Annotated in this window: 26 protein-coding genes; 12 read left to right on the forward strand and 14 right to left on the reverse strand. The window is 64.7% G+C overall.

The window, feature by feature from the left end:
- The first annotated feature begins 108 nt into the window (after positions 1–108).
- The 3 genes from ACSQ23_RS06295 to ACSQ23_RS06305 all read left to right on the forward strand — a co-directional run bounded on the left by ACSQ23_RS06295 (position 109) and on the right by ACSQ23_RS06305 (position 3,201).
- The gene (locus ACSQ23_RS06295; protein ID WP_055874110.1) at positions 109–1,398 is read left to right on the forward strand and encodes an ABC transporter substrate-binding protein; all 1,290 of its coding nucleotides are present in this window, start codon (positions 109–111) and stop codon (positions 1,396–1,398) included.
- A gap of 76 nt (positions 1,399–1,474) precedes the next feature.
- A complete protein-coding gene (locus ACSQ23_RS06300) occupies positions 1,475–2,377 on the forward strand; it encodes a carbohydrate ABC transporter permease (RefSeq protein WP_055875924.1) in 903 nt (300 codons plus the stop codon).
- Positions 2,374–3,201 (forward strand): carbohydrate ABC transporter permease, encoded by an 828-nt coding sequence (locus ACSQ23_RS06305; protein WP_055874113.1) that lies wholly within the window; start codon positions 2,374–2,376, stop codon positions 3,199–3,201. Before ACSQ23_RS06300 ends, ACSQ23_RS06305 begins: the two co-directional genes overlap by 4 nt.
- Positions 3,202–3,278: 77 nt before the next feature.
- Here ACSQ23_RS06305 and ACSQ23_RS06310 read toward each other — a convergent pair whose 3' ends face one another.
- Positions 3,279–3,611 carry a hypothetical protein gene (locus tag ACSQ23_RS06310; protein ID WP_436090087.1) on the reverse strand — a complete coding sequence of 111 codons (333 nt, stop codon included), beginning with the start codon at positions 3,609–3,611 and terminating at the stop codon, positions 3,279–3,281.
- Between the two features lie 302 nt (positions 3,612–3,913).
- Between ACSQ23_RS06310 and ACSQ23_RS06315 the strand changes: the two genes are divergently transcribed.
- Entirely contained in the window at positions 3,914–4,654 is a 741-nt protein-coding gene (locus tag ACSQ23_RS06315; RefSeq protein WP_055994387.1) for an alpha/beta fold hydrolase, read from the forward strand.
- Between the two features lie 67 nt (positions 4,655–4,721).
- Here the strand turns inward: ACSQ23_RS06315 and ACSQ23_RS06320 are convergent, their stop codons facing one another.
- From ACSQ23_RS06320 to ACSQ23_RS06345, 6 genes are all read right to left on the reverse strand, one after another.
- Positions 4,722–5,228 carry a tetratricopeptide repeat protein gene (locus tag ACSQ23_RS06320; protein ID WP_436090088.1) on the reverse strand — a complete coding sequence of 169 codons (507 nt, stop codon included), beginning with the start codon at positions 5,226–5,228 and terminating at the stop codon, positions 4,722–4,724.
- A gap of 166 nt (positions 5,229–5,394) precedes the next feature.
- On the reverse strand, positions 5,395–5,838 hold the full coding sequence (locus ACSQ23_RS06325) for a GNAT family N-acetyltransferase (RefSeq protein ID WP_436090089.1): 444 nt from the start codon (positions 5,836–5,838) through the stop codon (positions 5,395–5,397).
- A 37-nt stretch (positions 5,839–5,875) separates the two neighbouring features.
- Positions 5,876–6,991 carry a cyclopropane fatty acyl phospholipid synthase gene (gene cfa, locus ACSQ23_RS06330; protein WP_436090090.1) on the reverse strand — a complete coding sequence of 372 codons (1,116 nt, stop codon included), beginning with the start codon at positions 6,989–6,991 and terminating at the stop codon, positions 5,876–5,878.
- A 101-nt stretch (positions 6,992–7,092) separates the two neighbouring features.
- The gene (locus tag ACSQ23_RS06335) at positions 7,093–8,007 is read right to left on the reverse strand and encodes a phosphotriesterase family protein (protein WP_055874132.1); all 915 of its coding nucleotides are present in this window, start codon (positions 8,005–8,007) and stop codon (positions 7,093–7,095) included.
- 99 nt (positions 8,008–8,106) lie between these two features.
- Positions 8,107–8,340, reverse strand: a complete 234-nt coding sequence (locus ACSQ23_RS06340; protein WP_055874135.1) for a helix-turn-helix domain-containing protein — start codon at positions 8,338–8,340, stop codon at positions 8,107–8,109.
- Complete coding sequence (locus ACSQ23_RS06345) at positions 8,340–8,903, reverse strand: hypothetical protein (protein ID WP_055994376.1); 564 nt, start codon at positions 8,901–8,903, stop codon at positions 8,340–8,342. The genes ACSQ23_RS06340 and ACSQ23_RS06345 overlap by 1 nt, the downstream gene beginning before the upstream one ends.
- 111 nt (positions 8,904–9,014) lie before the next feature.
- Here ACSQ23_RS06345 and ACSQ23_RS06350 point away from each other — a divergent pair, with 111 nt between their 5' ends.
- Positions 9,015–9,398 carry a chlorophyllide reductase gene (locus ACSQ23_RS06350; RefSeq protein ID WP_436090091.1) on the forward strand — a complete coding sequence of 128 codons (384 nt, stop codon included), beginning with the start codon at positions 9,015–9,017 and terminating at the stop codon, positions 9,396–9,398.
- A 53-nt stretch (positions 9,399–9,451) separates the two neighbouring features.
- Here ACSQ23_RS06350 and ACSQ23_RS06355 read toward each other — a convergent pair whose 3' ends face one another.
- A complete protein-coding gene (locus ACSQ23_RS06355; protein WP_436090572.1) occupies positions 9,452–10,402 on the reverse strand; it encodes a phytanoyl-CoA dioxygenase family protein in 951 nt (316 codons plus the stop codon).
- Positions 10,403–10,569: 167 nt separating this feature from the next.
- Here ACSQ23_RS06355 and ACSQ23_RS06360 point away from each other — a divergent pair, with 167 nt between their 5' ends.
- The gene (locus ACSQ23_RS06360) at positions 10,570–11,439 is read left to right on the forward strand and encodes a helix-turn-helix domain-containing protein (RefSeq protein WP_436090092.1); all 870 of its coding nucleotides are present in this window, start codon (positions 10,570–10,572) and stop codon (positions 11,437–11,439) included.
- On the opposite strand, the gene ACSQ23_RS06365 is transcribed toward ACSQ23_RS06360, so the two are convergent.
- Together ACSQ23_RS06365 and ACSQ23_RS06370 are read right to left on the reverse strand one after the other, a co-directional pair.
- Positions 11,436–11,921, reverse strand: a complete 486-nt coding sequence (locus ACSQ23_RS06365; RefSeq protein WP_436090093.1) for a hypothetical protein — start codon at positions 11,919–11,921, stop codon at positions 11,436–11,438. The genes ACSQ23_RS06360 and ACSQ23_RS06365 overlap by 4 nt on opposite strands.
- A 140-nt stretch (positions 11,922–12,061) precedes the next feature.
- Positions 12,062–12,652: a hypothetical protein gene (locus ACSQ23_RS06370; RefSeq protein WP_055874149.1), complete on the reverse strand. Its 591-nt coding sequence runs from the start codon at positions 12,650–12,652 to the stop codon at positions 12,062–12,064.
- Positions 12,653–12,857: 205 nt separating this feature from the next.
- On the opposite strand from ACSQ23_RS06370, the gene ACSQ23_RS06375 reads away from it, so the two are divergent.
- From ACSQ23_RS06375 to ACSQ23_RS06390, 4 genes are read left to right on the forward strand one after another with little or no spacing between them, the layout of a single operon-like run.
- Positions 12,858–13,298: a MarR family winged helix-turn-helix transcriptional regulator gene (locus ACSQ23_RS06375; RefSeq protein WP_055874153.1), complete on the forward strand. Its 441-nt coding sequence runs from the start codon at positions 12,858–12,860 to the stop codon at positions 13,296–13,298.
- On the forward strand, positions 13,295–13,852 hold the full coding sequence (locus ACSQ23_RS06380; RefSeq protein WP_436090094.1) for a DinB family protein: 558 nt from the start codon (positions 13,295–13,297) through the stop codon (positions 13,850–13,852). Before ACSQ23_RS06375 ends, ACSQ23_RS06380 begins: the two co-directional genes overlap by 4 nt.
- Positions 13,853–13,854: 2 nt before the next feature.
- On the forward strand, positions 13,855–14,484 hold the full coding sequence (locus ACSQ23_RS06385) for a DUF1294 domain-containing protein (RefSeq protein ID WP_436090095.1): 630 nt from the start codon (positions 13,855–13,857) through the stop codon (positions 14,482–14,484).
- Between the two features lie 58 nt (positions 14,485–14,542).
- Complete coding sequence (locus tag ACSQ23_RS06390; protein ID WP_436090096.1) at positions 14,543–14,989, forward strand: SRPBCC domain-containing protein; 447 nt, start codon at positions 14,543–14,545, stop codon at positions 14,987–14,989.
- Positions 14,990–15,253: 264 nt separating this feature from the next.
- Here the strand turns inward: ACSQ23_RS06390 and ACSQ23_RS06395 are convergent, their stop codons facing one another.
- From ACSQ23_RS06395 to ACSQ23_RS06405, 3 genes are all read right to left on the reverse strand, one after another.
- The gene (locus tag ACSQ23_RS06395) at positions 15,254–16,483 is read right to left on the reverse strand and encodes an epoxide hydrolase family protein (protein WP_436090097.1); all 1,230 of its coding nucleotides are present in this window, start codon (positions 16,481–16,483) and stop codon (positions 15,254–15,256) included.
- 141 nt (positions 16,484–16,624) lie between these two features.
- Positions 16,625–17,512 carry an alpha/beta hydrolase family protein gene (locus ACSQ23_RS06400; RefSeq protein WP_436090098.1) on the reverse strand — a complete coding sequence of 296 codons (888 nt, stop codon included), beginning with the start codon at positions 17,510–17,512 and terminating at the stop codon, positions 16,625–16,627.
- A 253-nt stretch (positions 17,513–17,765) separates the two neighbouring features.
- Positions 17,766–18,476 carry a helix-turn-helix transcriptional regulator gene (locus tag ACSQ23_RS06405; RefSeq protein WP_436090099.1) on the reverse strand — a complete coding sequence of 237 codons (711 nt, stop codon included), beginning with the start codon at positions 18,474–18,476 and terminating at the stop codon, positions 17,766–17,768.
- A gap of 144 nt (positions 18,477–18,620) precedes the next feature.
- Here ACSQ23_RS06405 and ACSQ23_RS06410 point away from each other — a divergent pair, with 144 nt between their 5' ends.
- Both ACSQ23_RS06410 and ACSQ23_RS06415 read left to right on the forward strand, forming a co-directional pair.
- Positions 18,621–18,971 (forward strand): VOC family protein, encoded by a 351-nt coding sequence (locus ACSQ23_RS06410; RefSeq protein WP_436090100.1) that lies wholly within the window; start codon positions 18,621–18,623, stop codon positions 18,969–18,971.
- A gap of 29 nt (positions 18,972–19,000) precedes the next feature.
- Complete coding sequence (locus ACSQ23_RS06415) at positions 19,001–19,264, forward strand: ArsR/SmtB family transcription factor (protein ID WP_055874174.1); 264 nt, start codon at positions 19,001–19,003, stop codon at positions 19,262–19,264.
- Here ACSQ23_RS06415 and ACSQ23_RS06420 read toward each other — a convergent pair.
- Positions 19,261–20,388, reverse strand: coding sequence for an epoxide hydrolase family protein (locus ACSQ23_RS06420; protein WP_055994364.1), 1,128 nt, complete (start codon positions 20,386–20,388; stop codon positions 19,261–19,263). The genes ACSQ23_RS06415 and ACSQ23_RS06420 overlap by 4 nt on opposite strands.
- Between the last annotated feature and the right edge of the window lie 8 nt (positions 20,389–20,396).

Here is a 20,396-nt window from a genome sequence, read left to right on the forward strand (position 1 = left end):
TAAGAAGCGCGGGGTGGAGCAGGGAAAGGTGCGGCGGTGCGCCTCCAGCAGACAGTGACTGCGACCAACCCGGCGAACGAGGGCACGAGGAGATAACGGAGGATTTGAATGGCTAAACTATCGATCCGCAACGTGCTGGCGGGCGCCAGTCTGTTTGCGATGGCGCTGATTGCAGGGGGCGCTAATGCGCAGCAGGTGACCCTATCGCTGCTCGTCGACAACTCGCCTGAAGTGCTGACGCGGTTCGAGGCTCTCGTGGCGGGTTTTGAAGCTGCGAACCCCGATGTCAACATCGAGATCGAAACGAGGCCCGGCGGCGAGGAAGGGGGCAACCTCGTAAAGACCCGTCTTGCAACGGGTACGATCACGGACCTTTTTACCTACAACTCGGGTTCGCTGCTCAGGGCACTCAATCCCGGGCAATTCATGGCCGATCTCAGCAACGAGCCATGGCAGGCAGATGTGCAGGAGACGTTCAAGCGCGTAGTCTCGACACCGGAGGGCGCCATCGTAGGGGCGCCATTCAGCACCGCTTCTGCCGGCGGCATCCTTTACAACAAGCCCGTCTATGAGCGGCTTGGTCTCTCCATTCCCAAAACCTGGGACGAGTTCCTCGCGAACAATGAGGCAATTCTCAAAGACGGCAAGGTCGCCCCGATTATCCAGACCTACAAGGACAGTTGGACGAGCCAGATACTGATCCTCGCCGACTTCTACAATGTCCAGGCGGCCGAGCCCGATTTCGCGACGCTCTACACCGAGGGCAAGGCGAAATTCGCGACCGACGCGGCAGCGCTTCGCAGCTTCCAGAAGCTGCAGCAGGTGTATGAGGCCGGCCTGTTCAACAAGGATTTCGCCTCGGCCGGCTACCAGGACGGCATTCGCATGCTGGCAACTGGAGAGGGCGCGCACTACCCAATCATCAGCGGTGCGCTGCGGGCGATGGGAGCAACCTATCCGGATCAGCTGAAGGATATCGGCTACTTCCCGGTGCCGAGCGATGACGCGTCCAAGAATGGCCTCACGGCCTGGATGCCGCAGGCGCTCTATGTGTCGAAGAACACGCCCAATCTCGATGCTGCCAAGAAGTTCCTGGCTTTCGTTGTAAGTCCCGAAGGCTGCGAGATTCTCAAGAGCACCGGCGGCGGCACGGGTCCCTTCCTGGTCAAGGGTTGCGTGCTCGAGGGTGCGGCGCCCGCCGTCTCCGACATGCTTCCCTTCTGGGACAGCGGTAACAACTCTCCGGCCCTGGAGTTCCTCTCGCCCATCAAGGGCCCGGCGCTCGAGCAGATCACCGTCTCGGTCGGTTCCGGCATCATGACGGCCGAAGAGGGTGCCAAGCTTTATGACGAAGACGTCCGCAAGCAGGCCCAGCAGCTCGGCCTCGCCGGCTGGTAATCTCGCCCAATTGCAGCTCCGGAGCAGTCCGGAGTTGCTCCTCGTGAAGCAGTTGGTGACGATGAGTGATTTGTCGATGACGGGGCTTGCGACGCAGCGTTCGACGCCCAGGCCGCGGTTCAAATCCGGTGGGCTGTACCCCTATTGGTTCTATGCCCCGGCGGCGGCCATCTACGTGGTGCTGTTCCTGTTGCCGACCGCGTCGTCCTTCTATTTCAGCCTGATGCGGTGGTCGCTGTTCGACGCCACCTTCATCGGCCTCGACAATTTCGCGCAGTTCCTGCGCGAGCCGTTCCTGCTGCAGGGCCTTGTCAACACGCTGACCTTCGCTGCGATCAGTGCTAGCCTCAAGGTAGTGCTCGGGCTCGGCTGCGCGGTGCTGCTGACCTCGCAGATCATCGCTCGCGGCTACCTCAGGGCGGTGATCTTCTTTCCAGTGGTCGTCTCCACCGTCGGCGTCGGCATCACCTTCACGGTGCTCATGCATCCCACTGAGGGCGCCATCAACCAGGCCCTTGCGGCTATCGGCATCGTGGGCCCCGATTGGCTGACCAACCCGCGCCTTGCCCTCATCTCCGTCGCGTTGGTCGATGTGTGGAAGGGTGTCGGCATGGCGACAGTGATCTACATCGCGGGGATCGTGTCGATTCCCAAGGACTATTTCGAGGCCGCCCGCATCGACGGTGCCTCCAAGCTGCAGAACTTCCTCTACGTGACGCTGCCGCTCTGCCGTCCCGCCACTGTGACGATCGTCACGCTCAGTCTGATCGGAGGTCTCAGGACCTTCGAGCTCGTGTGGACCATGACGCGTGGCGGCCCCGGCTTTTCATCCGACGTCATCGCCTCGGTGATCTACAAGCAGTACCAGTCGGGCTTCTACGGTCTCTCGACCGCCGGAAACGTGGTGCTGTTCCTGTTCATCGTGCTGCTCGTCGTCCCGTTGACGGCCTACTTCAACCGGCGGGAGGGCCACGAATGAAGCTGATCAAGGACTACTGGCTGGGCGTGCTCGCCATCATCGTTACGGCAGTGGTGTTCCTCGTGCCCTTCGCCTTCATCGTGCTGATGGCGTTCAAGGACCAGCAGCAATCGGCCCTTCTCGATTTCTCGTGGCCGCAGGTGAACAACCTGTGGGCGAACATTGTCGAGGTCGCTTCGACCCGCAACTGGATGCTGATCACCGCCTTCGTCAACTCGACAATCCTCACCGTCTCAGGTGTGACACTACTCGTGATCTTCTCGGCAATGGTCGGCTTCGTCCTGTCGCGCCGCCGGAGCCGCTTCAACCGCCTCGTCGAGTTCCTAATCCTCGCCGGGCTGATGATCCCGCCGGCGGTCGTGCCGACCATCTGGGTCCTGCAGGGGCTCGGCCTCTTCGGCAAGCTGCACGGCCTCATCCTGATCGAGGTTGCCTATCACCTCTCGTTCTGCGTGCTGCTCTACAAGGCCTTTATCGCCACGATCCCACGCGAGCTCGACGAGGCCGCGATCATCGACGGCGCGCGGCCGCTCGATGTCTTCTTCCGGGTGATCCTGCCGCTGCTCTGGCCGGTGACGGTGACGATCATCGTCGTGCAGACCGTCACGATCTTCAACGACTTCACCAACCCGCTGTACTACCTGCCGGGCAACCAGTTCGCGACCGTGCAGCTGACGCTCTACAACTTCCAGAGCCAGTTCGAGACGTCGTACAACCTGCTGTTCACAAACATCCTGTTGATCACCATCCCGCCGCTCGTCGTCTTCCTCTTCTTTAATCGGCAGATCATCGCAGGCATGACCGCAGGCGCCGTGAAAGGGTAGGGTTGCGAACGAGGCGAAATCTATCGCGGATCGGTCGAGATCAGCGGCGACTGCTTGCATTGCGCGTGGGCTCGTCGTTAGGCACGATGGGGCTCGTGGCGGACAATCGGGAGCGACTGCTTCTGGCGCAGAGAGCAGCGCGGTTGAACTTCTGACGTTTCATGGTGATAGCTCGCCACCTCGCCCGCCGCGTCGCTCGCAAGAGCGGCTGCCAGGCTTGCCGCCGTCCCAGGGAGAGCACGGAATTCCAGTACATGTTCGGCGATCTCCTGGCCTTTGGTGGCCAGACCGACATGAACCGCAAACTTCTCTTCAGGCTCTCGCTCACCGGCACGGCTGCCGTCCTGTTGTTGCTGGCGCTGGCCTACTGGTGGCGAGGCATTGGCACACGAGGTGGCAGGCACGCTCATGTTCGCGCTGCCGCTCGGGCACAACCTGATCAACCGCCGGTGGTAGGGGATGCTTACTCTTCCGAGGCCACCGCTTCGCACTGAGCTGCGGCATGGCTCCGGGAACAACAGCCTCCAGCGATCTAAGACGGAAGAATCTTTCAGTCTTTTGGCTTTTCGTGTCGAAGACGCCCCGGGCCGATGGAATAGTAGAAAGATACGACGCACCCCGGACCAAAGTGCGGAAGCACCTTTCTCGCCGCTGTGGCTATGATTCAGCATCGATTTTGCAGTTGCGGGTGCCTGCCGAAACTGCGGATCGAATGAAACAGTCATGGGTACGAGAGGAGTCTCCAATGGTTGACACGTCGCATGCCAACTCCGTGAAGAATGTGGTTCTTGTGCATGGCGCATTCGCCGATGGTTCGGGCTGGCGCAGGGTCCACGATGACCTGACGCAGCGCGGGTTTTCTGTGACCATCGTGCAGAACCCGCTGACCTCGCTTGCAGACGACGTCGCCGCAACCACACGGGCACTCGACCGACAGGATGGTCCGGTGATCCTGGTCGGCCATTCCTGGGGTGGAACAGTCATCACGGAAGCGGGCGTCCACCCGCGCGTGGTGGGCCTCGTCTACGTCTCGGCCCTTGCCCCGGACAAGGGCCAGACAACCAGTGACCAGTATGTCGGTTTCGCCGGAACCCCCAACTTCGTGATCGATGTGCAGAGTGACGGCTTCGGCTATCTCAACCCCGAGAAGTTCAAGGCCGGCTTCGCACATGACCTCAGCGATGAGGAAGCCGCCTTCCTGCGCGACTCGCAGGTGCCCATCAACATGTCGGTGTTCGGAACCGCCCTGACCAACGCCGCCTGGCGGATCAAGCCAAGCTGGGCCGTAATCGCGACCGAAGACCAGTCCTTCGATCAGGCGATGCTCGTTCACATGGCTGAGCGCGCCGGCGCGCAGATCACCAGGGTTTCGGCCAGTCACGCGCTCTACATTTCCCAGGCGAGCGTGGTCGCGGACGCCATCCAGGCTGCCGCGCAGGGCTCGGCTCACTGAAGAGCGCGGGCGCAGGTCTGAAGGGTTGCCGGCATCGGTCCTCGACGCCGGCAACCGCTGAGCTGCCTCAGCTCTTGGCAGCGATGAACTTCGCCAGCGTCTGGTATTCCTTGCAGCTCGTATTGCCGCAGAGCTTTTCGAGGGTTGCCAGCTGCTTGTTGGCCTTGGCCAGCTGGCCGATCTCGACATAGAGCTCGCCCAGGTATTCGGTGGCGCCCTTGTGGCGCGGGTCGAGCTTGAGCGCCTTGAGGTAGAAGCCCTGGGCGTTCTTGTAGTCGCCGGTTTTGCGCAGCGAGTAGCCGAGCAGGTTGTTGGCCTCGGCGCTGCGCGGGTCGGCGCGGACGATCTGCTTCAGCATGGTCGCCGCCGATTTCCACTTCTGGGCACGGATCAGCGCTCGTGCATCGTTGAGCGATGGCCCGCTCACGCTCTGCGAGGTGGAGTTCGATTCGTAGCCACCCCCACCGCCGCCGCCACCATCGACAGCGCGCACCGGCGCGGTGGCCAGCATGCCGACGACGAGCGTCGCGCCAGCCAGCACAGTCAGAGTCTTCGTGAGCAATTTCAATGGCATCTGGGTCTCCATTCGGCCATGCTCCCCCTAGCCACCGCATTGGGTGGCTGATGGGAACAACACCCGGGACCCGAGTTTATTCCCTTGGGAGCTCGTGGCTGAGCAGCCCCATGATCAGGTCATCGCGCCAGGCGCCATCGAGGAACACCGTCTCGCGTTCCCTGCCCTAGACCTGAAAGCCGCATTTCTCGTAGCAGCGGATGGCCCGGATGTTGCCGGCGAGAACGCGCAGCGAAACGCGGTGCAGGCCGAGCTCGTCAAAGCCATATTCGAGCACCCGGCGTGCCGCCTCTGTGCCGAGGCCGCGCCCCTGATCCTGTTGCCGCAGCAGGCCGATGGCGAGCGAGGCGCGCTTGTCGACCAGGTCCACCCGGTCGAGCCGAACCGAGCCGAGCAGCGACGCGGCCTCGATGATCCAGGCATGGGGATGCTCGATGAGAGCGCCAACCCAACGCTCAGCTTCCTTGCGGCCGAAGGCCGCGCCGTTCGGCTCCACACCATAGAGCCTCAGGTTCTCGTCGGGCTCGGCGCCGAGGGCCAAGCGTGCCTCAACGTCTGCGGCGGTCGCAGGCCGCATTGTCAGGTTCTGCGAAACGAGTATGGGCGGCATCTGGCTCCCCAGGCAATGCCGCCCTGATTAACCGTTCTCAGGAGATGCGGCGATAGCCGCCGCGTACGCCGTCGGGGCTCAGCACCAGTTGCCAGAGGTGGATGTTGCGGGCCCGGAACATGGCGGCAAACACCTGCAGGTAGAAGCGCCACATGCGCCAGAAGCGGTCGCCGTACTTGTCACGCAGACTGGGCCAGGCGGCGTCGAAATTGGCCCACCAGGCCATCAGTGTCTTATCGTAGTCGGCGCCGAAATTGTGCCAGTCCTCCATCACGAACAGCCGCTCGCTGGCGGCGGCGATCTGCTTGATCGAAGGCAGCATGCCGTTGGGGAAGATGTACTTTTCGGTCCACGGATCGCCGTGGGTGGAGGTGAAGTTGTTGCCGATGGTGTGCAGCAGGAACAGCCCGTCGGGCTTCAGCAGCGCGCGGACCTTGCTGAAATAGGCCTCGTAGTTCTTGTAGCCGACATGCTCGAACATGCCGATCGAGATCACCCGATCGAACTGGCCCTCGAGCGCCATGTAATCCATCAGCCGCGTCTCGATCGGCAGATTGCCCTTGCTCGCCTCGGCGAAGGCTGCCTGCTCCTTCGAAATGGTGATGCCGACGCCTTCGACGCCGTAGCGCTCGGCGGCGAACTTCAAAAACCCACCCCAGCCAGAACCGATATCGAGGATCTTCATCCCCGGCTCGAGCCCGACCTTCCTGCAGATCAGATCGAGCTTGGCCTCCTGCGCCGCGTCGAGCGTCGCCGCCTCGGCCCAGTAACCGCACGAATAGATCATCCGCTTGTCGAGCATGGCGGCATAGAGGTCGTTGCCGATGTCGTAGTGCCGCTCACCCACCTCGGTGACGTGGGCGCGCTGCAGGTTGAGCAGCTTGCCGCGCACGAAGCTCAGCGCCAGCCCGATATCGGGCTTCAGATGCGCATAGATGTCGTACTCGAGCAGCTTGTGGATGAACTGGTCGAGCGCATCGGTATCGAACCAGCCATCCATATAGGCTTCGCCGAAGCCGAGGGTGCCGTGGCTGATGGCGCGGCCCCACAATCGGTCGTCATGCACGGTGACATCGAAGGGCCGGCTGCCGCCGAGTTCGATACCTGCGTCTTTGAGGATGGAGGTGAAATAGGACTTTGGCCCGGCGCTCATCGCGGAACCTCGATAGTTATGATCCTAACGAAATTCTAACGCCACTCCAGCTGCCGGGCAAGCCCCGGCAACGCCATGCTGCCATTCGCTATTCTGGGTTGTCAGCGTGAAAACGCCTCGAACGGATTGCTGACGGTGAGTTGCCGGATCACCGCCTCATCGATCCCCCCGGTGCGCAGCAGCGGCAGCATAACGTCGCTCAAATGGGTGTAGGGGGTCGGGGTGCCGCCGCCGGGGATCGCCGGATCGTACCAGCCGCGGTCGTGGCTGAGCAGCAGCTGCGAGCCGAGGTCGGCATCGAGGGCGCGGAGGATCAGTTCGCTCACCGCGGCATCGGGGGCCCGGCCGACATGGTCGTATTCGATCCAGGCGCCACGCTGCGCCACGGCGATGTTGAGGCCGAAATCCTTCTCCTCCTGGGTATGGATCGAGATGAAGCGGTCGGCGCGATAGCCCTCGGCCTCGATGATATCGAGCTGGTCCATCACCACCCGGCCCTTGATGGTATGGCTGCCGATCACCGCGCCGGCGCGTTGCGCCGCCCGCGCCGCGGCCCGGAGGATCTTGGCCTCGAGGGGCGTGATGCCGTCATCGCCGGCCGAGATCTTGATCCAGGCGGCTTTGACCCCGGTATCGCCGACCCCCTCGGCGAGATCGCGATACATCTGCGCCTCGAGTTCGGCCTCGCTGGCATCGCGCACCCAGTCGGGGATCCACGGTTCGCGGTAATTGCCGGTGGGGACGACGATCGGCAAGCCGGTGGCGCGGCTGACGGCGAGATCGATATCGACGCGGAGGCCGACGCCGCCGGTCGAGCATTCGACCAGCGCGGTGATGCCGCGCGCCTTGATCGCCTCGATCTCGGGGCTCATCACCCGCACCACGTCCTGAGGATCGGCCTCGGCATAGCCGGGCTGATCGGGGGTGCGCAGATCGACGAAGACGTGCTCGTGCGGCAGGATCATGCCGAGCTCGTCGGCCCGCTTCGGCCCGAGCGTGGTGTGCAGCAGTTTCATGGATGTCTCCTCGGGCCGAACATCCCCGAGTTCGGCGCCAAAGGCAAACCTCCCAAAGCGCTTCAGGAAAAGTTGCAGACTTTTCCGGTTCGAAGCGCGTCAAGTTAAGGACTTCGGCTCGTCCGCCTCGCCCGGCACGAACTTCAAGAGGTCACCCGGCTCGCATTTGAGGTAGATGCAGATCGCTTCCAGCGTATCGAAGCGCATGCCCTTCACCTTGCCCTGGCGCAGCAGCGACAGGTTGGCCTCGGTGATGCCGACAAACTCCGCCAGATCCTTGGACTTGATGCCGCGTTCGGCCAGCAGCACGGCGAGATTGACCTTGATCGGCATCAGATGAACTGCGCATTTTCTTCGGCGATGGCGGCGGCCTCGGCCAGCGCCCAGCCGACCAGCGTCAGCACAGCGCCGACCAGCAGCATCAGCAGCATGTCGGAGCTCACCGAAATGGCCAGCTGCTTCTGCCCCGCTGGCGCCTTCCAGCTCAAGACCACGCTCAGCAGCGCGCCCGACACCAGCTTCAATACGGTGCAGGCGAACACCCCGATGGCGAAATCGCGCATCCCGGTCGCAGCGACCAGCCCGAACGGCCGGCCCTGCCGGAAGGCTTCGAGCGCCGAAGCCAGGCGCAGCAACCCCCAGCTGAGCGGCAGCACCGGCAGCAGCGCCAATGCGGTGGCGAGCAGGCGCTGACCCAGTCCGAACTCGGTGAGCCAGGCGGGAGGCACCAGCGCGGCGCCGGCCAGTTCTTCGGCCGGCGCAAAGCCCCAATAGGCGAGGCCAGCAAGCGGCAGCGCCACCGCGATGACCAGCGCAGCGACGCGCGTCATCTGGCTCAGGGTGGCAATCCGCTTGCGGCGGACGTCGTCGGGAACGGCTGGTCGGGCGGTCGTCATTGATGGCTCCTCGGGATCGGCATGCAAGCCATACAGCAATATATTATTGTTGCACAATAAGAAATCGCTGTGTAACAAGCTCGCCGTTCGCTTTTTCAACAGGAGCTTCCCATGCCTCGTATCCGTTTGTCCCTCCTCGCCCTGCTGCTGGTCGCCGTCACCGCACCGGCAATCGCCGCCACATCGAGCACCTCGAAAGGGCAAATCTCCGTCGCGCAGGTGATGCAGATGCTTGATCGCGCCGGTAGCGACCAGCATGCCGGGCAGCTGCTGCAGGCCTATCTGGGCGGAGTCGGCGAGTCGGCCGGCGTGCTGCTCAACGCCACCGATGCCAAGGGCAAGCCCTATGTCAGCTGTTCGAAGCCGATGGCGCTCAATGCCGGGCTGGTGCGCGACGTGCTGGCCAATGGCGCGCCCAACGCCAAGAGCTGGGGCGAAACCGCGGCGACGCCGCTGCTGGTCAACGCCTTGGTCAGCATGGCCGACTGCCGCTGAAACACGCGAGGCGGCAGTCGCCTGCCGCCTCGCAGTTCTGTCACTCGACCGGCTCAGCCCCAGCTGCGCAGCCCGAGCAGCTTCTCGCCCAGTTCGGTGAGCGTGGCGGTTTCGGCGTGCTTTTTCTCCCACTCGCGCGGGTCGCCGGGGAAGGCGTCACGCTGGGGGTGGTCCAGTTCGCGCCACAGCCGTACCCGCTCGGCCCGCTCGAATACGTCGTCCTCGTTGGCCGGGAACATCGAGATGTACTGCGCCATGCGCACGCGGTTGCCCGAGTTGATCGAGTGGTTGGGCCTGACGCCGTGCGCCAAGAGGGTATTGAAGATCATCAGGTCGCCCGGCTCCATCTCGATATTGGTGATCGTGAGGCCGGTGGTATCGGGATGCATCGGATCGCGGTCGGCCGGCTGGGTCTTCACCCAGGTGTCGAAATCGTAGAACAGCTCCGGAATGCACTGAAAACCGCCGATGTCGCCGTCCTGCTTGACGAGGCTCAGCACGCCCTGCACGCCGATCGGCAGCGGGTCGAGCGAGGTATCGCTGTCCCAGTGGATGAAGCCGTTCTGGTTGGGACCCGGCACCTGTTTGGGCGGGTTGAGGTTGGCGCGGTCGATCGACACCCACAGCTCCTCGATATCCCAGATATCGACGAAGGCATCGTAGACCCGCTGCTGCTGGCGGTTATCCCACAGGTACTGGTGGTTGTAGATCTCCACCATGCCGGTGCCGTTGAGCTCGGTCATGATGTGGTCGCGCCGTTGCGGCGTGTACCAGGTCGCGGGATCGTTGGGGTCCTTCTCCTCAAATTCCCAAAGCAAGGCCTTGAGCCGCTCGACATGCGCCGCGTCGACTGCATTGCGAACAATCACGTAGCCGCGTTCCTGCCAGTGCTTGAAATCCGCTTCGCTCAGCACCCTGAGCGGCAGGGTCTTGTTGATGTCCTTGAGCTGCGTCGTGACCTTCTGCGTGGTGGGATGCGAATCCCGCTTGATCCCGGCCGCCATGCCTTGCGGTGCCATGCCCTGAGCCATCGACATCATAATCCTCCATCTGATGTTCCCCTCGGGGATTGCTTCGATGCGAGGAGGCTAAGCCGGTAGAGGCGGCCGATGTTGCCGCGCTTCGGCGAATTCTGATACTATTCTGGCGTTGATGGAACCACGATGGCGCGATGAAGCCGCTTCTTGAGAAGGTGATGCCGCCGGATGACGCCTCCTGGGCCTGGCTCGATCGTCGGCTCGAGGATGCCATCCCGTTCCAGTGGCACCACCACCCGGAATTCGAGCTGACGCTGACGCTCAACTCGGTGGGCCAGCGCTTTATCGGCGATCACATCGGCGACTATGACGACGGCGACCTGGTGCTGATCGGCCCCAACCTGCCGCACACCTGGGCCAGCCGCGACAAGCGCAACCCCGCCGCACCGCACGTGGCGCGAGTGATGTGGTTCCATCCGGATTGGGCCGCCGGGCTCACCGCGTTGCTGGCCGAATTGCGTGGGGTCGCCGAGTTGCTGGCGCGGGCGCAACGCGGCCTTCGCTTTTCGGATGGAGCGGCCGCGGCGGTGCGGCCACTGATCGACGAGCTGTTCGCCCGGCCACCGGCCGATCGGCTTTCAGTGCTGATCGATATCCTGCGCCGGCTGGCCGATGACGGCGACGCCACGCCGCTGGCCAGCCCGATCGCTGCCGTGCCACAGCACTCCGCCGATCGCACCCGGATTGATCGCGTTCTCGATGTCATCCATCAGCGCTACATGGAACCACTGGCGATCGGCGAACTGGCTGACGTCGCGGCGCTCTCAGCCTCGGGCCTCCATCGGATGTTCGTGCGCCATGTGCGCAGCCCCGTATCGGTCTACATCACCCGCCTCAGGCTCGGGGAAGCCTGTGCTTTGCTCTCGGCTACGACACGGCCGATAGCCCACGTCGCTTCCGACGTGGGCTATGACTCGCTTGCCAATTTCAACCGCCAGTTCAAGGCGATGAAGCAGATGACGCCGCGCCAGTACCGGCAGAGATTCGCGGCCGGCCGCCGCTAGAGCCCGGTCGGCTTGACCGAGCAGGGCGCGCCAGCCTTGGCCGCCGCGTTGAGCACGTCAGCAACGCGCACATCCGCACCGGCCTGAAGGCCGCGCTTGAGCTGAACATAGCCCTGGGCGCCATGTTGCTTGACGCTCCAGCGCAGCTTGGTGCCGGCCGGAACATCGATGGTGCCGACATTGGCGACCAGCAGATCGGCGCCACCGACGCGACAATCGAGGGCGAGACTGCCGTTCCGTACCGCCAACCGCAGCTTTGCGCCGCGAAGCACGGCGTCGTTGAGGCCGGCCTCGGGGTTGGTGAGGACCGCCCGGTTGATATGATCCTCGGTCGTGGGCATCACCGCGTCGTTGAGGCTGTCCTGCGGCGAGGGACTGATTTCGCTATTGAGGCCACCGATCGGATCGTAGGCCGAAGCAACGCCGGTGCCGAGCAACAGCGTGGTGATCGCCGCGAGGGCGATACAGTTCATCTTATGCATTGGGATTTCCCTTAGAGCGGCAGGGGTTGCCGCCTCGTTGGGCGCCGTATCGCTGCCGCGGCTTGAACCCGGATTGAGCAGCATGTTCAGGCGAAGTTCACAGGCTGAGGTCCCGGCGACGACCGGGACCTCGCCGTCGGTCAAAGCCCGATTGCCTTGGCCGAGCAGACGGTGCCGGCTTCGACGCCGCCCGGCAGCACGTTGCTGAGCTTGAGCGCCTTGCCCGGCTGCAACGTCTTGCCGAGGCTGGCGACGCCGCTGATCCCCGCCGCCTTCCACTTGAACTGGGTGCCAGCCGGCAGCGCCACCACGCCGGCATTGGCAATACGCAGGTCGTCCGGGAACTCGCTCGGCGTCCCCGAGACGACGCAGTTGAGCGCCGCGCCGAGCTTCACGTTGGCGCTGAGCTGGCTGCCCTTTGCCTTGCCAGCTTTGCCGGGCGCGCCGTTGCCCATGTCGATGCCCAGATCGACGACGTCGAGCGGCGGATTGAGCACCTCGAAGAGGTCTTCATTGACGGTGACCTCAAGCTCAGGCTGCGGGTTGAAGATGCTGCCGAAATCTGGCGGATCACTATCCGGCCTCGCATCGTCGAAGATGTCGATGGAGTGCGAGTCGTCGCTCGAACCCGAGTCGCCGAGGCCCGGGATGTGAATACCACCCGCCGAAGCGAGGCTGGTGCTGAGAAGGATCGCCGCGAGGGCAAGGCTTGCCGATCTGGTCACGTTCATTTCAGTCTCCTGGTGCCGGGAGGGGACGGCGCCGGTCATTCGGTCGCCGGTCCAGTATTCCCGGTGGATGACTGGACGGCGGCCTTATGACGGGCTTCCACTGAACCGCCTTTGAGTGCAGTGTTTATTGCGCATTCATAATAGTTGTGGATTTGCAATGGTTCCAAATGTGCAAGTAATAGCTGCCGCCGACCCGCAAAGCCCGATGGCGCAGTTCCTGCGGCTGATGTCGGCGCAACTGCTGTCGAGCACCGCCCGTGACCTGCGGCACGAGAATATGTCGCTGGCAGAAGTTGCCTCGCTCTACCTGCTCGATCGCGACAAGGCCCTGAGGATCAACAGCCTCGCTACCGCCCTGGCGCTGTCGCTGCCGGCGGCGAGCCGGGTCGCCAGCACCCTGGTGGAGCGCGGCTTCGTCGCGCGCGCCGAGGACCCGGATGACCGCCGCGCCAAGGTGCTGACCCTCACCGCCGAGGGCACCGGGCTGCTCAACACCCTGAGTGGGAACCTCGTGGGCGAAGTGTCGCGCGTCCTCGCCACCGCCAACACGCCGGTCAGTAACCGGTTGGCGCAGCTGTTCGGCAGCATGGTCGCCGACGGCATGGCCGCTCCGACGAAGCCCGCCGAACCCGGAGACAGGCGATGAGCACCGCCGGCCGCATCATGCGCAAGCTGGCGCAGAACAACCGCCTCGCCAACCAGCGGCTGCTCACCGCGTGCCTCGGGCTGCAGCCGGGCGAGTTCGAGGCGACGAGGGTGAGCTTCTTTCCCTCGCTGAAATCGACGCTCAACCACATCCTCACCATCGACTGGTTCTACGTCGATGCGCTGGAAGGCGGCACGCTGGGTCCCAAGGCCTGGGATCCGGAGGAGCCGTTCGACGCCATCGGCCCGCTGGCGGAAGCGCAGTTTGCGGTCGACCAGCGCCTCCTCGCCTTCTGCACCGGCCTCACCGATGCGCGGCTCGCCGCCGAAACGCGGGTCCACCGTACCGGTCGCATCCAGGTCGAGCGCACCGACGACCTGCTGCTGCATCTGTTCATGCACCAGACCCACCACCGCGGCCAGGTGCATGCCATGCTGGCCGGCAGCTCGGTGCAGCCGCCGCAGCTCGATGAGTTCCTCACCGCCAGCGATTTCCGCGACCGGGTCGACGACATGGCGGCGCTCGGGTGGAGCGAAGCGGAGCTCGGCAAGTAACGATGGCTCGGCAGCATGGCGAACTGGTGCAGTGGAACGACGAGCGCGGCTTCGGCTTCATCGCGGCAGACGATGGCGAGCGGCGCTTCGTGCATATCAGCGATATCGGCCGGATCGCCACGCGACCGCGCGCCGGCGATCGGGTGTCGTTCGCACTGGGCCGTGGCAGCGATGGACGGCTGGCTGCCAGGGAGGTGAAGATCGCCGGCGCCAACCCTCTCGACGCGGAGGCGAGACGCCGTAGCGCCCCAACGCCCGCCGCACCGAGCATCGGCGTGCGCGGGGTGACAGCCGGCATCATCGTTTTGCTCGCCTTCGCCGATTATCTGCTTGGTCGGGCGCCCGCCTGGCTGCCCATCGCCTACCTGGTGCTCGGGGTGGTTGGCATCACCGTCTACTGGTTCGACAAGCGGGCAGCCAGAACGGACCGCTGGCGGGTCACAGAGCAAAGTCTTCACATCATCGATGCGATCGGTGGCATCGCTGGCGGGCTCGTCGCGCAGCAGCTGCTCCGCCACAAGACCAGCAAGCAGAGCTTCATCGTGGTCACCGTGCTGATCGCCGTCATGCACGTCGCGGTTCTGGCGAGCCTCGGCCTCGGGTGGTGGACATTCGCCAAAGTCCTGGCTTAGCCCATTGACCGTGGCGGCGCCCGCACTTACTAAAGCCGTGACTTAAGTGAGACTCGTGATGGACGATCTGGCATCCGTGCACGACCACCGCTACGACATCGTCACCAGCCGGGTGCTGAACGCCTCGCCGGCGGCGGTGTTTGCGGCCTTCGCCGATCCGGCCGTACTGTCCACCTGGTGGGGACCCAAGGGGTTTCGCGACACCATCCATGCCTTCGATTTTCGCGTCGGCGGGGTCTGGCGGCATACGCTGCACAATCCCGATGGACGCGAGCATGAGAACGAAGCGCGTTTCACCGTGATCGAGCCCGATGCGCGCGTCGAATTCGACCACAACTCGGGCAAGCATTTCACCTTGAGCTTCAGGCCGGCACCGGGCGGCAAGACGCTGTTTTCGCTCGGTATGACGTTCGAGAGCGCCGAGGCGCAGCGCGCGGCGCGGGAGCTGGTCAGCCGCTCCAATGACGAGAATATCGACCGGCTGGCGACGGTCCTCAGACAGTAAGGGCGGGCCAGAGAGCGTGTGGGACCAGTCGGTCCGAACGGCAAGGACTGCCGCACGGCCACCCCGCTATCGTGGCTTTCCCCTCATCCGGCGCTACGCGGGCGAGGGCTACGCCTTCGTCCCGCGACCCCGACGGGGAGAAGAATACGGAGAGCGCGGTGGCCACCCTTATTCCTCTCCCCGTCGGGGAGAGGGTGGATCGGCCGCAGGCCGAGACGGGTGAGGGGTTGGTGGCCACCGGCTGGCGCATCGGCGGGGTCGCTTCTAGATCAGCTTGCCGAAGAACGTCCTGATGTCCTCGACCAGGAGGTCCGGCGCGTCTGTCGCGGCGAAGTGGCCACCCGAGGGCATCTCGGTCCAGTGCACGATGTTGTTGGCCCGCTCGGCAAAACTGCGAACCGAGCGGAAATCCCACGGGAACACTGCGACGCCGGTCGGCGTGTCGTTGCGTTCCTCGCGATAGCCCGAGCCGGAGCGCGCATCCTCGAGATAGATATTGCCGGCGGAGCCGCCCGAGGCGGTGAACCAGTAGACCGAGACATGCGCGAGGTAGCGGTCGCGATCGACATATTGCACCCCTTCGCCCTCGAAGCCGAAGAACAGCTCGGTGTTCCAGGCCAGCTGGCCGACCGGCGAATCGACAAGACCGTAACCGATCGTGCCGGGGCGCTTGGACTGGATGTCCTGGTAGCCGTTGTATTTGAGGAAGCCGTCGAGATTGGCGAAGCCCTCCTTCTCGAAGGGCGTGAGCTTCTCCATCTCGCCCGGCGCGCCGGTCGGGAAGGCGAAGATCTGCTGCAGGTGGGTGCCGACCAACCCTTCCGGCGCGAGGATGCCGAGCTCCTTGCCGACGAGCGAGCCGACATCGCCGCCCTGCGCGCCATAGCGGCTGTAGCCGAGCCGCTGCATCAGCGTATCCCAGGTCTTGGCCACCCTCGCGGTATCCCAACCGGGCGCCGCCAGCGGCGTCGACCAGCCATAGCCGGGGAGCGAGGGGATGACGAGATCGAAGGCCAAAGCCGGATCGAGCCCATGGGCGCGCGGATCGCTCAGCGGCCCGATCACCTCGAAGAACTCGATGACGCTCGAGGGCCAGCCATGGGTGAGGATCAGCGGGAAGGCGTTGGGTTCCTTCGACTTGATGTGGAGGAAATGGATGGTCTGCCCGTCGATCTCGGTGAGGAATTGCGGGTAGGCATTGAGCTTGGCCTCCCAGGTGCGCCAGTCGAACTGGTTCAGCCACTGGTCGGCCAATTCCTTGATGAAGGCCACCGGCTGGCCGCGGCTCCAGTCGGTGGTCGTGGCATGCGGCCAGCGCGCCATGGTCAGGCGTTCCTTCAGGTCCGCGATCTCGTCGTCGGACACCTGAACCTTGAACGGGGTGATGGTCATTTCGTCTGCTCCGGTTGCATGGGAAACAAAGGCGCCGAGCGCCGGGACGACTGCCGCCGCAGCTGCGGCCTTCAAGAAGCTCCTGCGATCCAGATCGGTCATTGTCGGCTCCCGTTTCGCGCCGAACCACCATGGCCCGGCGTCTGAGGAGACCTTGCGCCCATCCTGCTGACAGGGCGTGGCAGCAGCGTTATCTCGTTGTGATGAAACAAAAATCCCCGCACGAGGCGGGGATTTCGAGAGTCATCGGCGCAGCAGGCGCGCCTCGAGAAAATCGCCGGTGGCGACGATCAGGGCATCGAGGGTTTCCGGCCCCGCCTCGATGTTGAAGACGTGGTCCATCGCCGCCGTCCACACCAGCTCGTCGCCCGCATGCGCATCGATCAGCCGCTCGACGCCGTCGGCGCTGACCAGCACGTCGTTGCTGCCCTGGGCGACCAGCAGCGGGCCGGCATAACCACTGAGTTCGGTCGCCGGATCCAGCGCCCGGAGCTCGGCGATCATCGGCCGGCCCAGCTGGATCGGCTGACCCCAGGGCATGGTCACATCGAGCGGGGCGCCTTCCGGCTCCGCAGCCATCACCTCGTTGCCGAAGAAGCCGGTGAAAGTTGCCATAGGATCGTTGACGCCGTTCCACAGCACCAGCGCGTCGGGCTGGCTTGTCCTGGCCACTGCCGATGCCACAGGACCGCCGAGGCTCCAGCCGAGGACGGCGAGGCGCTCGCCGTCGAGACGCGGATCGGCCTTGAGAAAGGCGATGGCGCCGATGCCGTCGGCGGCTTCCGAACTGACGGTCGCCTCGGCGAAGCTGCCGGCGCTCTCACCCGAGCCGCGATAGTCGATCCTGAGGCTGGCGATGCCGCGGTCGGCCCAGAGCCTGGCAGCGCGCGCATAGGGCCCTTCCTCGGTCCCGGTGATCGCCCACTCGCCGCGATGCCCGAGAAAGCCGAACAGCATCAGCACCACCGGGGCGGGCTCGTCGGTCTCGGGCAAGGTGAGCGTTCCGACCACCGTCTGCCCGTCGACCTCGAACCGCACCACTTCCTCGCGCGATGCAGCTGCTGCCGGCAGGGCGGCGGCAATCAGGGTCGCGGCAAGCGCGGCTGCCAGCGTCTGTTTCATCTTCGTCATTTTGAAAGTCCCTCAGTTCTGGCGGGCCAGTCCCGCCGTTGAGGGAGGTTGTCGGCCAACCCTGCTGACAGAGTGCGGCAGGAGCAGAGAGCGCCTGCTCAGAGAATTGGGTGTGTGGCCACCCCCACCCTTGATCCCTCCCCACAAGGGGGAGGGAGACGCTGGTCCGAGACCTTGCAGCTATCGCCTCCCTCCCCCTTGTGGGGAGGGAATGAGGGTGGGGGTGGCCACACGCGCCGGCCTTCGGACAGCCTCAGCCCGGCTGGCTCGCCCAGTCCGGGTGCTGCCGAGCCCATTCCTCGCGCCATTCCTTGGCCAGTTGCAGGCGGCGGCGGCCGTAGCGCTGCTCGGTCTCGGAGGCCGAGACGATGCGGTCGGTGCGGAAGTTGCGGAAGGCCTCGCGCATGCAGCACCAGCCTGCGACGATCTGCTTGCCCTCGTAATAGGCGAGTTGAACCGGCCAGATGTCGCGCTCGGACTGCCTGCCGCTCTCATCGGCATAGCCGATATGCAGCGCCTTCTCGTTGCGCATCGCGGCGCGCACCAGCCCGAGCACCGGGGTCGGCTCCTGTGGCCCGCGCATCAGCACCGGCCAGAGCCCGGTATCCTTGATGCGGTCACGCAGGTCGTCCGGCGAGGCGGTGGCGATTTTGGCCAAAGCGTTCTTTGCCGCGCCGGCAAGGCCCGCATCGGGCTGCGACTGCACCCAGCGGCCGCCCAGCACCAAAGCCTCGAGCTCCTCTGGCGTGAACATCAGCGGCGGCAGGAAGAAGCCGGGCCTCAGCATGTAGCCCACCCCGGCCTCGCCATCGATCGGCGCGCCCAGCCCGATAAGCGTCTGCACGTCGCGATAGAGCGTGCGTACCGAGACGCCCTGCTCCTCGGCCAGCGCCGCCGCGGTGACCGGGCGGCGGTGACGGCGCAGCGCGTCCATGACGGAAAACAGGCGTTCGGTCTTGTCCAAGCAATCATCTCCCAGGTCCTTCGGTTCTACCGATATTCGGCGCGCTGCACCATGCGACGGTGCTGCTGCCAGAGCCTGTCAGCAGCAGCGATTGACATTTCGGGATATCCCGAAATATGTTGATGCGAACGACAGGAGATCCCGATGAGCGGCAAACCGCACAGCCTCAACGGCATCGGCCATTTCGATATTGCCGGTCCGGATTTCGGGGCGTTGCAGAGCTTTTATTCCGGCGTGCTCGGCTGGCAGGTGACGCCACGCGGCCCGGGCTACGGCATGATCGCAACGCCCGCGGGCGGACCGGATGGCGCGCTGGTCGAGGCGGAAACCGCTTCGCTCACCCTCGGCATCGTGGTGCCCGATCTCTGCAAGGCGCTCGAAGCCGCCGAAGCCGAGGGCGGCGCCATTGCCATGCCGGTGGTCGACAATGGCTGGGTGAAAAAGGCGCAGGTGCGCGACCCCGCGGGGAACCTCCTCACCCTGATCCAGGGCTGACTGATATCGACGATTTCGACCTCGACGAAGTGCTGCGCGCCCTGTCGCATCCCGACCGGCGCGAATTCGTTGCGGCCTGCAAGGGCGAGGCGAAGGCGGCGGGCGAGCTCGCAGCGCTCTCCGCGCTTTCCCTCGCCACCGTCTCGGAGCACCTCAAGGTGCTGAGGAAGTCCGGCCTGCTGGTGCTCGAAAAACGTGGCCGCTTCTGGTTCTACCGCACCGATGCGGCGGTGGTGGAGCGGGCGGCGAAAGAGGTGGCCGCGCTGACGACCACCCCAGACGAAAAGCGCTAGCTGCGCCGTGTGATTTCGCGATGGAACGCCCGGATGTCATCGGCCAGCACGTCGGGCACTTCCAGCGCCGGAAAGTGCCCGCCCTGCCGCGCTTCGTTCCAGTGGAGGAGGTTCTGAAGGTTCCGCTCGCCCCAGGCGCGCGGCGCCGGCAGGTCGCAGTCGGCCGGCACCAGCACGCCCTGCGGCACGTCGTGCCGGGGCATCGGCGTCATGATCTCCTGATCGGCGAAGGCTTCCTTGTAGAGCCGCACCGAGGAGCCGATGGTCTGGGTGAACCAGTAGACCGAGAGCAGCGTCGCCAGCGTTTCGAACGGGAAGACGCGTTCGATGTCGCCGCCCGTATCGCCCCAGCGATGGAATTTCTCGAGGATCCACGCGGCAAGCCCGGCGGGCGAATCGTTCAGCCCCATCGCCAGCGACGTCGGCTTGGTGCCGTGCACCAGGGCGTAGGCGCCTTCAACGAAGCCGGTATAGGCGACCTGCTGAAAATACCGGGCCTCCTCCGGCGTCGGATCGTCCGGCTTTGGATAGCCCGAAAAGACATTGCAGTAGTGGGCGCCGAGCAGCCGGTCAGGATGGTGCCGCACCAGGCCCAGCATCGCGCCGGTACCGAGATCCGAGCCCGAGGTGAGAAAGCGCGGGTAGCCGAGCCGCTGCATCAGCCTGGCCCAGAGCTCTGCCGTCCGGGTCATGTTCATGCCCTTGTGGCTGGGTCGGCCGGAAAAGCCGTAGCCGGGCAGCGAAGGGATGATCACGTCGAACGACACACCGTCGATCTCGGCGGTCAGCCGGTCGACCAATGGCAGCAGCTCGACGAAATTGCTCGGCCAGCCATTGGTCAGCAGCAGCGGCACGGGGTCAGCGCCCTTGCCGCGCCCGTGGACGAAATGCACGGTCTCGCCGTCGACCAGTTCGGTGAACTGCGAATAGCGATTGAGTCGCGCCTCGGCGGCGCGCCAGTCGAACTCACTGCCCCAGTAAGCGACGAAGCGGCGGAGAAAGGCGAGGCTGGTGCCGTAATCCCAGCCGGCATCCGCAACTTCATCGGGAAAGCGGGCGTGTTGCAGCCGGCTCTTGAGGTCAGCGATGTCGGCGTCGGCAATGGCGATGGTGAAAGGGGTCATGCACTCGT

It is taken from the genome of Devosia sp. LjRoot16 (genome assembly GCF_964252795.1).
Classification (GTDB): Bacteria; Pseudomonadota; Alphaproteobacteria; order Rhizobiales; family Devosiaceae; genus Devosia_A.

Coding starts and splice junctions, on each gene's coding strand:
- ACSQ23_RS06295 (WP_055874110.1), top strand. CDS start 109: ATGGCTAAACTATCGATCCGCAACGTGCTGGCGGGCGCCAGTCTGTTT.
- ACSQ23_RS06300 (WP_055875924.1), top strand. CDS start 1,475: ATGACGGGGCTTGCGACGCAGCGTTCGACGCCCAGGCCGCGGTTCAAA.
- ACSQ23_RS06305 (WP_055874113.1), top strand. CDS start 2,374: ATGAAGCTGATCAAGGACTACTGGCTGGGCGTGCTCGCCATCATCGTT.
- ACSQ23_RS06310 (WP_436090087.1), bottom strand. CDS start 3,611: ATGAGCGTGCCTGCCACCTCGTGTGCCAATGCCTCGCCACCAGTAGGC.
- ACSQ23_RS06315 (WP_055994387.1), top strand. CDS start 3,914: ATGAAACAGTCATGGGTACGAGAGGAGTCTCCAATGGTTGACACGTCG.
- ACSQ23_RS06320 (WP_436090088.1), bottom strand. CDS start 5,228: ATGCCATTGAAATTGCTCACGAAGACTCTGACTGTGCTGGCTGGCGCG.
- ACSQ23_RS06325 (WP_436090089.1), bottom strand. CDS start 5,838: ATGCCGCCCATACTCGTTTCGCAGAACCTGACAATGCGGCCTGCGACC.
- cfa (WP_436090090.1), bottom strand. CDS start 6,991: ATGAGCGCCGGGCCAAAGTCCTATTTCACCTCCATCCTCAAAGACGCA.
- ACSQ23_RS06335 (WP_055874132.1), bottom strand. CDS start 8,007: ATGAAACTGCTGCACACCACGCTCGGGCCGAAGCGGGCCGACGAGCTC.
- ACSQ23_RS06340 (WP_055874135.1), bottom strand. CDS start 8,340: ATGCCGATCAAGGTCAATCTCGCCGTGCTGCTGGCCGAACGCGGCATC.
- ACSQ23_RS06345 (WP_055994376.1), bottom strand. CDS start 8,903: ATGACGACCGCCCGACCAGCCGTTCCCGACGACGTCCGCCGCAAGCGG.
- ACSQ23_RS06350 (WP_436090091.1), top strand. CDS start 9,015: ATGCCTCGTATCCGTTTGTCCCTCCTCGCCCTGCTGCTGGTCGCCGTC.
- ACSQ23_RS06355 (WP_436090572.1), bottom strand. CDS start 10,402: ATGGCGGCCGGGATCAAGCGGGATTCGCATCCCACCACGCAGAAGGTC.
- ACSQ23_RS06360 (WP_436090092.1), top strand. CDS start 10,570: ATGAAGCCGCTTCTTGAGAAGGTGATGCCGCCGGATGACGCCTCCTGG.
- ACSQ23_RS06365 (WP_436090093.1), bottom strand. CDS start 11,921: ATGCATAAGATGAACTGTATCGCCCTCGCGGCGATCACCACGCTGTTG.
- ACSQ23_RS06370 (WP_055874149.1), bottom strand. CDS start 12,652: ATGAACGTGACCAGATCGGCAAGCCTTGCCCTCGCGGCGATCCTTCTC.
- ACSQ23_RS06375 (WP_055874153.1), top strand. CDS start 12,858: ATGGCGCAGTTCCTGCGGCTGATGTCGGCGCAACTGCTGTCGAGCACC.
- ACSQ23_RS06380 (WP_436090094.1), top strand. CDS start 13,295: ATGAGCACCGCCGGCCGCATCATGCGCAAGCTGGCGCAGAACAACCGC.
- ACSQ23_RS06385 (WP_436090095.1), top strand. CDS start 13,855: ATGGCTCGGCAGCATGGCGAACTGGTGCAGTGGAACGACGAGCGCGGC.
- ACSQ23_RS06390 (WP_436090096.1), top strand. CDS start 14,543: ATGGACGATCTGGCATCCGTGCACGACCACCGCTACGACATCGTCACC.
- ACSQ23_RS06395 (WP_436090097.1), bottom strand. CDS start 16,483: ATGACCGATCTGGATCGCAGGAGCTTCTTGAAGGCCGCAGCTGCGGCG.
- ACSQ23_RS06400 (WP_436090098.1), bottom strand. CDS start 17,512: ATGACGAAGATGAAACAGACGCTGGCAGCCGCGCTTGCCGCGACCCTG.
- ACSQ23_RS06410 (WP_436090100.1), top strand. CDS start 18,621: ATGAGCGGCAAACCGCACAGCCTCAACGGCATCGGCCATTTCGATATT.
- ACSQ23_RS06420 (WP_055994364.1), bottom strand. CDS start 20,388: ATGACCCCTTTCACCATCGCCATTGCCGACGCCGACATCGCTGACCTC.